The following is a 13,299-nucleotide window of genomic DNA, read 5'->3' on the forward strand; positions in this document are numbered from 1 at the left end:
AGAAGTCATGCTGTATTCCGATATTAACGAGGGGTCAGGCAACGCAGGCCGTGATCGTTGTTTACTTCCCATTTTGGGGTTTGAAGGCAAATGTCCGAGGCCACAGGGCAACGTTCGCGAAATTCGCAACCGCTTGGGCGCTTCAGAAGGCTGGGCGGTTCGCCTTTCAGGGCGATACGTTCCAGCTGGGCATCCGGGTCGGGCTCAGGATTGGCGGACAGCAAACAATGCGTATAGGGGTGGCGGGGTTCATCAAAGATCGCCTCTGTGCTGCCTTCTTCGACAAGCCGTCCAAGGTAAAGAATGCCCATGCGATCTGCGATGTGGCGCACAACATTCAGGTTGTGGGTGATAATCACCATGGACAGGCCTAGGCGATCACGCAAGTCGTTCAAAAGGTTTAATAATTCTCCCTGCACAGACACATCAAGCCCGGCGGTTGGCTCATCCGCGAGGATCAGTTTCGGCTCAAGCGCCAGGGCGCGCGCAACGCCCACGCGACGGGCTTGGCCGCCAGACAATTGATAAGGATAACGATCCGCAAAATGGGCAGGCAGATTGACCAAAGCCAGCAAGCGTTTGGCCTCGGAATCTATGTCCTTATCTTTCATCCCCTGGATACGATAGGGTTCAGTGATCAGATTGCGCACGGTGACACGCGGCGAGAGCGACCCAATTGGATCCTGAAACATCATCGCGATGTCTTTGCGCAAGGGCCGCATGGCACGTTCAGACAGGCCGCGAATTTCCTGGCCGTCAAATTTCACGGAACCCGCCTGTGCCGGCGCAAGGCCGGCAATCGCGCGGATAACCGTGGTTTTGCCAGATCCGCTTTCCCCGACCATGGCGTAGGTTTCCCCCGGCTGAACCGAAAAGCTGACGCCCGCCAGAACATTGACACTGCCGTAGTTGGTTCGCAGGTCTTTTACCTCCAAAATCGCGCTCATGCCGTGGCCTCCTCAGGGTGATTAAGCCAGCAGGCGGCAAAATGCCCGTCTTTCAGTTTTTCAAGGGCGGGCACCTGGTGGCATCGCTCGGTAGCCTGTTCGCAGCGGTCGCGGAAAATGCAGCCATCCGGCAGGTTTACCAGATCAGGCACTTCGCCCGGAATGGTCGGCAGGATGCGCGCGCGGGTTTTGATATGACCGGGATCACATTCGATCAGGCGACGTGTATAGGGGTGTTTGGGGTCATGAAAAATCTCACGGACATCGCCGCTTTCCACGACGGCCCCTGCATACATCACGACCACACGATCACAAAGTTCTGCGATCACACCAAGATGATTCGAAATGAACAGGATGGCGCAGTTCATCTCGCTTTGCAGCTCTTTCAAACGTTCAATGATCTGCACTTCCAGCGTGGCATCAAGCGCGGTAGTCGGTTCATCCGCAATCAACAAATCCGGTTCAGACATCAACGCCATCGCAATACGTTGTCGCATCCCGCCTGAGAACTCATGCGGATATTGCTTTAGGCGCGCTTGCGGGTCAGGAATGCCCACCGCGGCAAGCATCTTCGCCGCGATATCCAGCTTCTGCGCTTTTGTGGCGTTTGAGCGATGTTGAATGTCCACCAACTGCCGTCCGATGGACAAAACCGGGTTATGGGTCTGCATAGGGTCTTGAAATACAATCGAAATATCAGAACCCCGCAGGTCACGCATCTGACGTTCTGTTTTGGTCAGGATGTCGTCGCCCTTAAAGCGCACTTCGCCGTGGCGAAACCGGGTGTTGGGGGCGGTGAGGCGTAGGATGGATGAAATCAACGTCGATTTCCCGCATCCGCTTTCGCCAACGATGCCAACGATTTCGCCTTTTTGCACATCAAAACTGATGTCGCGCAAAGCCTTCAGATCACCCCGTTCGGTTTCGTAATCCACACTGAGATTGTCGATCTCTAACAATGTATCGCTCATCTGTTTTTCCTCAGCTTTGGATCAACCACATCGCGCAGGCTTTCCCCCAGAAAGGTGAACCCAAGGGTGGCAAGGATAATGGGCAAGCCGCCACCGACCACAAGCCAGGGGGTTTGACGGATCAGCGCATAGCCATCTTTCAGCAACGCGCCCCAGCTGGGTGTCGGCGGTTTCACACCAAGGCCCAGAAAGGACAGACCCGCTTCAAGGGCGATCACGGTGGGCACATCCATCGCGGCAAGCACCCCAAGAACGCCGATGATGTTGGGCAACATATGCACCCCAAGAATGCGCGCCATGCTGGCGCCCATCGCGCGTTCCGCCAGGATGAATTCACTGTTGCGCAGGGTCAGGGTTTGCGTGCGCGCCACCCGCCCATAGGTCGGAATGGACGTGGCCATCACCACCAAAACAACGGTTTGCAGGCTTGGCCCCACGAGGGCAACAACGGCCAATGCAAACATGACGGTCGGAAAGGATCGCAGGGTATCAAAGAATAACATCAAGAGGTTATCCAGCCATTTTGGCCCATAGCCTGCGATCATTCCCAATGTCAGACCAATCGCCATCGCGCCAAAAACCGCAGGCAAGGCAACTTTCAACGCGACCTGCCCCCCCATGATCACGCGCGAAAGCGTGTCACGCCCAAGGTTGTCCGTGCCCAGCCAATGGGACCAGGACGGGCCTTGCATGCGATCAGGGATATTCATTCCAATGGGGTCATAGGGCACGATCCAGGCGGCAAAAATCGCGCTGACGACAATCGTGCCCACAATGATCAAACCAATCAGACCCAGGGGATCTTTTGCGACGCCACGCAGGATAATACTAAGTTCGGAACGGGGTTTTGACATGGTTTTCGTTCCTTATTTCGCGCTGCGTGCGCGGGGATCAAGAAGGGCGTTCAATAGATCTGCAATGGCCGTTGAAAGCACAAACAACCCGGTTGAGACCAAAACAGTGCCCATCACAACGGGGTAATTTCGGGTGGTGATGCTATCAATCACAAGCTTGCCGATGCCAGGGCGGGCAAAGACGATTTCGGTGAAAACAGCGGAACTTAGCAAAAATCCCATGCCGACACCGATCACGGTGACAACCGGCAGGATCGCGATGCGCAGGGCATAACTCATGATGATGCGACGTTCCGAAAGACCAAAAGCACGTGCGGTTCGGATATGGCCTTCGCCCAGAACCTCAAGCATAGAGGCCCGCACAAGACGCGCAATATAGCCAACCCAGCTGAGGCCAATGGCAAAGGACGGCAACACCAGATGGTTCAGGCGCCCCCAAAAGCCCTCGCCCGCGCCGATGGCGGGAAACCATTGCAATTGCACCGCAAAAATCAGCAAAGCCAGCAAGGCGACCACAAATGCGGGCGCGGCGACGAAGCTTACGGAAACGGCGGCGGCGATACGGTCAATCATCGTATTAGGGTGTGCTGCGGCATAGGCCCCAAGGGCAATCCCAAGGGCTGCGGACCAGAGGACAGAAAGGGTGATCATCTCAAGCGTATAGGGAAGTTGCTGAAAGACGATCTCAACCACGGAACGCCCGGAAAAGACATCAATGCCCAGATCCCCGCGCAGCAATCCCCCGTAGTAGATCAGCAATTGTTTCCAGATCGGTTGATCCAGTGCCATTTGCGCAATCAGGGAGGCCTTAAGTTCCGGCGTGGCGCGCGGCCCAAGCATGATCGAGACAGGGTCTCCGGGGACGGCGCGGATCATCAAGAACATGGCGGTGACCGCCACAATCAGGATCAGCCCCGCCAAAGCGAACCGTTTCACAGTATAAATAAACATTCCCACATGGCTCCCTGGGCTGTGCGGCAGATATGGGCGCGACGATCAGGCCGCGCCCATATGTCAGATCAGGATTTGCCGAAATACCGCAGCAAGGTCAGACCATCCGGGCGCAGAGCAGGTATGATGCCCGAGGAATGCACAACCGGCGTCGCCTCATGGGTGATAAAGCGGTAAGCGCCGCTTTCTTCCATCAGATCCTGGGCGCGAATGTACATCTCTGCACGTTTCGCAAGATCGGTTTCGCGGGCCGCATCCGCGTGAAGCTGATCGAATTCCGCATTGCGGAAGTTCTCCCAGTTCCAGATGCCCGCCTGTTCCGTCGTGAACCAAGCCGTCGCATAAGTCGGATCTGGCGTCATTGAGAAGCGATTCAACACCAGTTGCAGGTTCTCATTGTTGCCGCTGTCCCAGAAAGCGCCGGATTCAAGCACGTTGATTTCAACGGTGATCCCAATGCCAGCCAGGGTCGCCTGAATGATCTGGGCGGTGGTGGTGAAGGTCGTTTTATTCAACACATCCAAGGTCAATGAGACATTGGTTTCACCGGATTCAGCCATAAGTTCAGCCGCGCGCGCAAAGTCAGCCGCGGGGGCAACTTTGCCAGCTTGACGGTGCCCAGCAAGGCCAGGGGCTATGATCCCGGTAGACGGTTCAACCGCACCGAAATAGGCAGCTTCCAGGATGGAAGGCACGTCAATCGCGTGCTGAATGGCCTGACGCAGCTTGGGATTTTGCAGCTTGGGATGGTCAAGATTCATGCCCAGCCACACGTAAAACAGCGATGGGTTTTCAACCAGGGTGCCGCCATTTGGCACGCCTGCGCGGTAATGTTCAACGGAGCCAAGCGACACGCGGGTGAAGTCCAGCTCGCCTGCTTCAAAGGCGATCTCAGCGGTGTTTTCGTCATCGATTGGCAGGATTTCGATGTTGTCCCAAGCCGGGGCGTCCCCCTTCCAATCCGGGTTGCGTGTCAGAACGGTTTTTTCCTTCGGGCTCCAGCTGGCGCGCAGATATGGACCGGATTCAGCAGCCGGATCTGTGCCGATACGTCCGCCTGCGGCTTCGGTCGCCGCTTTGGACACGATATTCCCGGTGATATAGGGCAAGGCGATGGACCAAAGTGGTGCGAAAGGTTCGTTCAACACGATTGTGCCTTCGCGTTCGCCCGTGACCTCAACATGGCTGAAAGACCCCATGTCAGGCTTGTTCGGGGATTCTGTTTCATCCGCGATAATGCGTTCAAACGAGAATTTCACATCCTCAGCCGTCATGGCGCCGTGGCCATTGGTGAAGCCAATATCGTCACGCAGCGCAAATTTAATATGTGTCGGATCCGCCTGTTCGATCATTGATGCAGCATCCAATTGCCAACCCCATTCAGACCCCGGCTTATACTGGATCAGCTTGTTGTAAACCGAGGCGTGAATTTCTTCGTCAAACACGCCGTTGCTGTGGGCCGGGTCCATTGTCGACATGTCGCCGTAAGACCGCACGCGCAATGTGCTGCCCTCTGCTGCCATGGCCTGTCCGCCAAACCCCATCGGCATCGCGGCAGTGCGCCCAGGGCCGTCGCGGTCATCAGAAAGTTGCGCCGCCCCATGGGGGCTTTGGTCCATTCGAGTTTCATAGTCTTCTCCCTTTATGTGATTTACAGAAATCCGCGCGCCATGGTCTGGGACCATTCCTTCACAAGGACTTCGGATTTCAGCGCGCCTTCTGTTGCGCGTATTTTTCGATGTAGATAAAAGTTGTCGGCGTCGCAGGTCATTGAGGTTTCCGTGTCGATTTCGACCTGCCAGTCGCCGCGCCCATAGGTGAAGTTCCACTGTGATGCATAGCTTGCGCTCAGCGGATCATCAGGATGGATCGCATACCGCAGGGACACATGGCTGCCGCTTTCCAAACCATGGCCCGGATCGCGGGATTTCCCATAATCATCAAAGGTTTCCAGAACGATCGTGCCATCGTCTTCCTGACTTTGTTCAACGCGCGAGGCGGTGTCGCGCAGCACCTCGCTTTGCAGGGTTGGAAAGCTATCCGCAGCCCCAGGATGTGCTGTGTCACCCGTGTCTGTTGCCCGGCGCACGGGCAAAGACAGGCTGCTGTTTTCAGTCACAAGCGTGACGGTTGTGGCCTGCGCTGCGGGCCAAAGAATGGGCCAATATGAGGTCGATAACCCCAGGCGTAAACGATGCCCGGGCCGCAAGCGATGGGACAGTTCATTCAGCTCAATTTCGGCGTCATAGATTTCGCCGGGCAGCAAAAATTCGGGGGTTTCATGGCTTGCGTGATGCGTCAGATTTAGCGGGCGATAGCTGATCCGCTGCGAGACACCCTCGGGCGAGACATCACATAGGCGCGCCATAAGTTGGGCGGTGGGCTGGTCGACGCGAAAGCTGATTTTCAACACAGGCCGTCCAAGCAGTTCCAACGCATCGGGCAATGCATTCGTGTCAAAACAAATGCTTAGCGCGTCATCTGCGGATTGATCCCCCGGCAATTCATTGTCCACGCGCATGCCCGCGCAAAAATAGCCGCTGGTTTGGCCGACATGGGCGGGGGTTTGCACATGGGTTTCGCCGGGTTGGGCGCTGTTGGTCAGGCCGTTTGCGCCGAAAAACAGGGTCTGCATTTGAACGTTTTCAGAAGGCCAATTTTCCTCAGATATCCAGCGCCCTTCGCGGGGTTTATTCTGCGGCGTTGGGTTGAAATGTTCCTGCATGAAGCTGCGATAAGCGGGCAAATCTTCCGCGCCGTTTTGCTCATTTTTCATCCAACGATCAAACCAACCGATGACCTCTGAATGAAAATCAGCGGCACCCAATTTTGAGATATGGGCATAACGATGTTCCCAGGGGCCAACCAGCGCCTTTGCGTTTGGCAGTGACTTCGCAAGCAGGGACGGTGTGTTAACATAAGAATCCGCCCATCCCGTGATGGCAAGAACAGGCAGCTGAACCTTGCTGAAATCCTCACAGATTGAACCATGCTTCCAGAACGCATCCCGTGTGGGATGGCTTAGCCATTCCGCCGCAAGATCGGGCAGGTTTTCCATGCGGGCGATCCAATCTTCGCGCCAATCGGGGCGCAATTCAGGGTCAGCAGGGCGGGACAGATAGGCGAACATTTGGCTGGCCCAATTGGCATTGTCGCTCAGCAAACAGCCGCCCATATAGTGAATGTCATCGGCGTATCGATCCGCAGTGGAGGCAACAGAAACGACGGCTTTTAAGGCGTTTGGTTGACGATAGGCCAGCTGCAAGCCGTTAAAGCCACCCCAAGAAATTCCAATGATCCCGATGGAGCCATTGCACCAGGGCTGCGCGGAGATCCATGCGATGATCTCTTCGCCGTCGGACAATTCCTGTTCAGAATATTCGTCGTCAAAAGACCCTTCGGAATCGCCCGTGCCAGCGATATCCACCCGCACGCAAGCATAGCCTGCCTTGGCAAAAACGCTGTGGGTGGTTTCATCGCGCGCAGCGGTTCCGTCGCGCTTGCGGTAGGGCAAATATTCCAAGATAGCCGGAGCGCTCTTGACCCCCTCAGGCATCCAAAGCCGCGCCGACAACCGACGCCCATCCCCAAGCACAACCCATTGCGTTGATGTGTTTTGTCCAAAATCCTGCACGTTCGTCGCCTTCTCATCCCTTAATTTGGACGACTGTTAACGTTATTCTTGCATCGCGGAAGTGAGCGAGTGTAAGCTATGTGATGCTAGTTGCATCTAACTAGCATCACATAGCGTCAGGATTTGAGCCATGGGAAATGATTTTTCAGAAAATTTACGATCCCTTTGTGCTGAACGTGGCTCAATTGCGCAGGTCTGTCGGGACATTGGAATCAATCGACAACAGTTCAATCGATACCTAAGCGGCAATGGTATGCCCTCAGCCCATACCCTGCGCCGCATCGCGCGCCACTTCAGAATGACCGAAAGTGACCTGCTGCTTGACCATCAGCCCTTCGTGGAACGGTTCATCCAAAATGTGACGTCCAGAAAACGCCGGCCAATGGATGTGATGACCAATATTTTCAGTGGTCAGGCCCGGGACCTTCGCCGATATTTGGGGTTCTATCACGGGCATTTTTGTACCCCGTCCTGGGAAGGGACAGCCCTGCGCACATTAATATGGATCAGGGAACAAGATGGCTATGTTGTGTCGCACACATATGAAGTTGCGATTTCGCCGGATGGCAGCATTCGACAAAGAACGCGCTATAGCGGGCTGTTGTCGTGGCGTGGGAACCGGATTTATCTGATCGAAAATGCGTTTAGTGACGATGGCTTCATCTCGGAAACGATCCTATTCCCTGCCCATCGTCAGCAAGTCCAATATTTGCGTGGCATGACGGTCGGCGTGGCATCGCGCCCGCGTTTGTCGCCTTATTCATCCCCCACGATCTGGAAACGCGTCAGTGAAACCGTTTCAGCCCGCGAAGCCATTGGCGCTTGCGGTGCTATCGCGTTAACCAGTTCAAGGTTGGACCCAACCATCCAAAGGCTTCTTTCGGAAAGCCAGGAGCAAGGCAGCACCTTCTCCACAATTCAAGGATTATTTTGACGAAAGCTACGCATTTCTGGCGAGCCGTAACCAGTCGAAGGGAGTTGGCTGTTGGGGCGGTATTATAGAAGAAATACACCTGTTTCGGGTTCTGGTTTTCCATCAGACATCAGTCATTTCAAGTATCAGTGAAGGATTGATTGAAAATCCGGTTTGCGACAATGTTTGCGTTCATTATTCGGCCCTGAAACACGTCCACAAAGTGGGGTATCTCGCAAGCCCTTAACTGCCAAGGTTTCGATTGAAATTCGAGTGTTCACTGTGAAATTGTTTGGGGCGTAAGCTTCGGAACGTGAGCTGGCATGCCTGAGGTTTGATTTCCCTCTCGAACACGCAAGCTGTCCGACACAGCAGTCGTGGATCTTTGCACAAATGACTAATCCATTGGGCGAGAATTAGAAGTGCGCGCGTGGTAGGCCTTCGGCGCGAAATTCCCTAGGAAAGGCCGTCAGGTTTTTTGCATGATGATGACGGTCACATGAATATGCATCTTCAATAAAGGGGTGCTGAGAGGCTAGAACGAATGATCATGAAATTCTTATAGGTCTTTGCCTTGACTTGACTTCCTCACGGTCCTATCTCTTTTGTATTATCACTCACCATAGGTGAGTGCTAATACCGGAATACCGGAGAGATTGCCCTTTGCTGAAAAGGGCCCAAAACGTAACATAAGCCAGGAGTTATCCAACATGGCATTGAAACCACTGCACGATCGCGTGCTTGTCCGCCGTACTGAAAGCGACGAAAAAACCGCTGGTGGCTTGTACATTCCTGATAGCGCAAAAGAAAAACCAGCTGAAGGCACTGTTGTGGCTTGCGGCGAAGGTCTGCGCAAAGATTCAGGCGAGCTGATCGCAATGGCTGTTAAAGACGGCGACACAATTCTGTTCGGCAAATGGTCCGGCACAGAAGTAACTGTCGACGGCGAAGAGCTTCTGATGATGAAAGAAAGCGACATCATGGGGATCATTTCCTAATTTTAGGATCTGACCACGTGCCACGCACTTTCTATCTGACACACAAATTCTAAGGAATATATCATGGCGAAAGACGTCAAATTCGGTACCGACGCACGCAATCGCATGCTTAACGGTGTTAACATCCTTGCAGATGCAGTTAAAGTAACGCTCGGCCCTAAAGGCCGCAACGTTGTCATCGACAAATCTTTTGGTGCGCCACGCATCACTAAAGACGGTGTAACTGTTGCCAAAGAGATCGAACTTGAAGACAAGTTTGAGAACATGGGCGCACAGATGGTTAAAGAAGTTGCATCACGCACCAACGACGAAGCTGGCGACGGTACAACAACTGCGACTGTTTTGGCTCAAGCCATCGTGCGTGAAGGCCTCAAGCAAGTTGCTGCTGGTCTGAACCCAATGGATCTGAAGCGCGGCATCGATCTTGCGACTTCCAACGTTGTTGAGGCTCTTAAAGCTGCAGCACGTGAAGTTAAAGACACAGATGAAGTTGCTCAGGTTGGCACGATCTCTGCGAACGGCGAAGCTGAAATCGGTCGTCAGATCGCAGACGCTATGCAGCGCGTTGGCAACGAAGGTGTTATCACCGTTGAGGAAAACAAAGGTCTCGAAACTGAGACTGACGTTGTGGAAGGCATGCAGTTCGACCGCGGCTACCTCTCCCCATATTTCGCGACAAACATGGACAAGATGGTTGCAGACTTTGATGACTGCATGATCTTGCTGCACGAGAAGAAACTTTCTTCCCTGCAATCCATGGTGCCACTGTTGGAATCTGTGATCCAATCACAAAAACCACTGTTGATCATCGCGGAAGACGTTGAAGGCGAAGCGCTTGCAACTTTGGTTGTGAACAAATTGCGCGGCGGCCTGAAAATTGCGGCTGTTAAAGCTCCTGGCTTTGGCGATCGTCGTAAAGCCATGTTGCAAGACATCGCGATCCTGACTGGCGGCCAAGTGATTTCCGAAGATCTCGGCATGAAGCTTGAAAACGTCACTATGGACATGCTCGGCACTGCTAAGAAAATTCACATCACCAAAGACGAAACCACTATCGTTGACGGCAATGGCGAAAAAGCAGAAATCGAAGCACGCGTCACACAGATCCGTGGCCAAATCGAAGAAACTTCTTCTGATTACGACAAAGAAAAACTGCAAGAACGTGTAGCTAAATTGGCTGGCGGCGTTGCTGTTATTCGCGTTGGCGGCATGACTGAAATCGAAGTTAAAGAACGCAAAGACCGCGTTGACGATGCCCTGAATGCGACCCGTGCGGCCGTACAAGAAGGCGTTATCGTTGGTGGTGGTGTTGCTCTGGTTCAAGCTGCTAAAGGTCTGAATGGTCTTGAAGGCGCGAATGCGGATCAAAACGCTGGTGTTGCTATCGTACGTCGTGCTCTTGAAGCACCTCTGCGTCAGATCTCTGAAAACGCTGGTGTTGACGGTGCAGTTGTTGCCGGCAAAATCCGTGAATCAGACGATGTTGCTTTCGGCTTCAACGCACAGACTGAAGAATATGGCGACATGTTCTCTTTCGGTGTTATTGACCCAGTGAAAGTAACACGCACAGCTTTGGAAGACGCAGCCTCAATCGCAGGTCTGTTGATCACCACAGAAGCTATGATCGCTGACAAACCTGCACCAGCAGGCGCAGCAGCTGGCGGTATGCCAGACATGGGCGGCATGGGCGGCATGGGCGGCATGATGTAAGACGAATTTCCTTAAGGAAATTCTGTCTGAAAGCATCAGGCGCTTGGCCCTAGGGCCAACCGGCCAAAAGCTGTTAGCCAAAAGAAAATAAAAGGGGCTGCTCATAATTGGGCAGCCCCTTTTATTTGGCTAGGGTATTGTTCAAATATGGCTTTGCGCAAATCTTGCGTCATTCTGGACGATGGGTATTAAAGATGGCTTCGATCAGATCAAAAACGACGCATCTTGTCGAAATTTACCGTGCAGGCTTGATGGATCGCCTGTAAGCCCGTCGCGGCGATACAGGAGGACAGCATGACATTATCTCTCGGGGTGGACACGGGCGGAACCTATACGGACGCGGTGCTTGTACGTGATGAAACAACGGTTATTGCCTCGGCGAAATCGCTGACCACGCGCCATGACCTGGCAGAAGGCATTGGCCGTGCTGTCGAAGCCGTGTTGGATCAAGCTGATATTGACCCGAATGAGGTGAGCCTCGCATCTTTATCCACCACTTTGGCGACCAACGCGCTGATCGAAGGTCAGGGCGAACGGGTTGCGTTGGTGTTGATTGGTTTTGGCGAAAAAGATCTTGAACGCCATGGTCTGTCAGATGCAATGGCGGGCGATCCAGTGTTGTTCCTGGAAGGTGGGCATGATCATTCCGGTGGTCAGGCAAAACCCCTAGATGAAGACCGGTTGCGGGGGTGGTTGGCTGAGGTTGGTCAAGACGTGTCCGGTTTTGCCGTCGCCGGGCAATTTGCCACGCGCAATCCCGCACATGAACAAAAGGCATCAGATATTATCCGCGAGACGACAGGCAAAGCAATCAGCGCCTCGCATCATCTAAGTGCCAAACTGAATGGCCCAAAGCGTGCGATCACGGCGGTTTTGAACGCGCGTTTGGTGGGGATCATCAGCCGTTTGATCACACGCGCTCAGACGCGGCTTGGTGAATTGGGCGTGCACGCACCTTTGATGGTCGTGCGCGGTGATGGTGCCTTGATCTCGGCTGAAATGGCTCTGGAACGTCCGATTGAAACCATTCTGTCAGGCCCCGCAGCCAGCATTGTGGGCGCACGTTGGATGACCGGGCAAAGCGATGCTTTGGTCAGCGACATTGGCGGGACTACGACTGACATCGCTTTGTTGCGCGATGGGCGTCCTGCCATCGATCCAAACGGGGCCCGCGTTGGCCCATTCCGTACCATGGTCGAAGCGGTGGCTATGCGAACAACAGGCCTTGGCGGTGACAGTCAGGTGCATATGAAAGCACAAGGCTTGGGCAGTATGGTTGCCCTTGGCCCCAAACGTATCGTGCCAATTTCACTGATCGCGATGGATGCGCCAAAGATCGTGCATGACACTCTGACCAGGCAAATGCGCGCAGCTGCGGTGGATGAATTGCATGGGCAGTTTGTGCGCGCGGTGAAAGGCAGTGCGACGACGGGGCTTGATACCCGAGAAGCCACATTGCTGGAGCGTATTGGTGAGGGCGTGCAGCCCCTTGATATGATCCTGAGAAATCGGGTGGAGCATTCCGTTTTGCGTCGTCTTATTGGGCGTGGGCTTGTGCAATTGTCCGGCGTGACACCATCCGATGCCAGCCATGTTTTGGATCTCAACGACGCTTGGGATCGGGATGCTGCGAAAATGGCGTTGGACCTGTTTCGTCGTCAGATATCCGGGGCAGGGCAGGTTTTAGCGGCGTCGCCCACGGTGATGGCGCAGATGATCATCGATTGCTTGACACATGAAACTGGGGTCGCACTGCTTGAATCCGCATTTGCTGAAGAAACGGATGATTTCATCTTGCCACCCATTGATCTTGCCCGCCATGTTTTGACGCAGAAGGGCTTGCAAGGCCATGCGGGGCTTGTTCGGATCAACACGGGTTTGAACCTTCCTGTTATCGGGCTTGGCGCATCGGCGCCAACCTATTACCCGGCGGTTGGAACCTTGTTGAGTTGCCAAATGGAGGTCCCCGAATTTGCAGGTGTCGCCAATGCAATTGGGGCTGTGGTAGGGCGCGTGACCATCCGACACAGCGGCACCGTGACCAGCCCGTCTAATGGGCAATATCGTGTTCATCTGGAAACCGGCCCTGAGGCTTTCATCGATTCAGACAAAGCGCTGCAACGTCTCGAAGATGAACTGCGCATGAGGGCGACCAAGGATGCTGACAGTGCTGGGGCTGAGGGCGTGCAAGTCACTGTACAGCGCGATATCAGAACGGCCAATATCGAAGGCAACGATGTCTTCATTGAGGCGGATATCACCGTGGAAGCATCAGGTCGCCCGCGCATTGCCGCCTAAATCGCGACCCTTGCAGATCAGTG

Annotated in this window: 10 protein-coding genes; 4 read left to right on the plus strand and 6 right to left on the minus strand. The window is 54.3% G+C overall.

What is annotated here, in order from left to right; all coding sequences use genetic code 11:
• Window positions 1-23: 23 nt before the first annotated feature.
• The 6 genes from RJ38_RS01960 to RJ38_RS01985 form a co-directional block, all read right to left on the minus strand.
• Complete coding sequence (locus RJ38_RS01960) at window positions 24-947, minus strand: ABC transporter ATP-binding protein (RefSeq protein ID WP_039017232.1); 924 nt, start codon at window positions 945-947, stop codon at window positions 24-26.
• Window positions 944-1,918, minus strand: a complete 975-nt coding sequence (locus tag RJ38_RS01965) for an ABC transporter ATP-binding protein (protein ID WP_039017233.1) — start codon at window positions 1,916-1,918, stop codon at window positions 944-946. The genes RJ38_RS01960 and RJ38_RS01965 overlap by 4 nt, the downstream gene beginning before the upstream one ends.
• On the minus strand, window positions 1,915-2,772 hold the full coding sequence (locus RJ38_RS01970; protein WP_039017234.1) for an ABC transporter permease: 858 nt from the start codon (window positions 2,770-2,772) through the stop codon (window positions 1,915-1,917). The genes RJ38_RS01965 and RJ38_RS01970 overlap by 4 nt, the downstream gene beginning before the upstream one ends.
• A 12-nt stretch (window positions 2,773-2,784) precedes the next feature.
• Window positions 2,785-3,723 carry an ABC transporter permease gene (locus RJ38_RS01975; RefSeq protein ID WP_039017235.1) on the minus strand — a complete coding sequence of 313 codons (939 nt, stop codon included), beginning with the start codon at window positions 3,721-3,723 and terminating at the stop codon, window positions 2,785-2,787.
• A 68-nt stretch (window positions 3,724-3,791) separates the two neighbouring features.
• A complete protein-coding gene (locus RJ38_RS01980) occupies window positions 3,792-5,342 on the minus strand; it encodes an ABC transporter substrate-binding protein (RefSeq protein ID WP_238321625.1) in 1,551 nt (516 codons plus the stop codon).
• 32 nt (window positions 5,343-5,374) lie between these two features.
• A complete protein-coding gene (locus RJ38_RS01985; protein WP_039017236.1) occupies window positions 5,375-7,357 on the minus strand; it encodes a CocE/NonD family hydrolase in 1,983 nt (660 codons plus the stop codon).
• Between the two features lie 130 nt (window positions 7,358-7,487).
• Between RJ38_RS01985 and RJ38_RS01990 the strand changes: the two genes are divergently transcribed.
• The 4 genes from RJ38_RS01990 (at window position 7,488) to RJ38_RS02005 (ending at window position 13,276) form a co-directional block, all read left to right on the plus strand.
• On the plus strand, window positions 7,488-8,291 hold the full coding sequence (locus RJ38_RS01990) for a helix-turn-helix transcriptional regulator (RefSeq protein ID WP_052245133.1): 804 nt from the start codon (window positions 7,488-7,490) through the stop codon (window positions 8,289-8,291).
• A gap of 689 nt (window positions 8,292-8,980) precedes the next feature.
• Entirely contained in the window at window positions 8,981-9,268 is a 288-nt protein-coding gene (locus RJ38_RS01995) for a co-chaperone GroES (RefSeq protein ID WP_039017237.1), read from the plus strand.
• A gap of 60 nt (window positions 9,269-9,328) precedes the next feature.
• Complete coding sequence (gene groL, locus RJ38_RS02000; protein WP_039017238.1) at window positions 9,329-10,978, plus strand: chaperonin GroEL; 1,650 nt, start codon at window positions 9,329-9,331, stop codon at window positions 10,976-10,978.
• A gap of 294 nt (window positions 10,979-11,272) precedes the next feature.
• Window positions 11,273-13,276 carry a hydantoinase/oxoprolinase N-terminal domain-containing protein gene (locus RJ38_RS02005; RefSeq protein ID WP_039017239.1) on the plus strand — a complete coding sequence of 668 codons (2,004 nt, stop codon included), beginning with the start codon at window positions 11,273-11,275 and terminating at the stop codon, window positions 13,274-13,276.
• The last annotated feature ends 23 nt before the right edge of the window (window positions 13,277-13,299 follow it).

It is taken from the genome of Halocynthiibacter namhaensis (assembly GCF_000812685.1).
Lineage (GTDB): Bacteria > Pseudomonadota > Alphaproteobacteria > Rhodobacterales > Rhodobacteraceae > Halocynthiibacter > Halocynthiibacter namhaensis.